General features: G+C 27.7%; 1 protein-coding gene. It reads right to left on the bottom strand.

Annotated features, from left to right (window positions below; all coding sequences use genetic code 11):
* Positions 1 to 329 (bottom strand): hypothetical protein (locus tag GFU93_RS04250; protein WP_160567525.1); only part of this gene is annotated, 329 nt, incomplete at both ends.

Below are 329 nucleotides of genomic sequence, written 5' to 3'. Positions count from 1 at the left end.
ATATCAACAGTGCTTTCAGTATATGTATTTCCTTTAAAATCTACTTTTTTAATAAATTTTTCGTCTTTATCGTAAAAGGCAAGAGAAGCATAACCGGTAAGGGGTTTTTCCCATACTTTAACGGTTAATTTTTTGTAATCTTCAACTAAAATTAAATCCGTATAAATATCATATTCACCATTCATTACTGAACCGTCACTGTTTATATATCCAAATAATTTTTCTTTTTCGGATTTTCCTACATATAGTAAATTTCTTGTTCCAATTTTGACGTTTTTTAAACTTTCGATATCTTTTTCTACCGTGTTTACCGTTTGTTTTTCTTTATC

Source organism: Apibacter sp. B3546 (assembly GCF_009827885.1).
Taxonomy (GTDB): Bacteria; Bacteroidota; Bacteroidia; order Flavobacteriales; family Weeksellaceae; genus Apibacter.
This window is presented reverse-complemented; position numbering and strand designations above follow the sequence as displayed.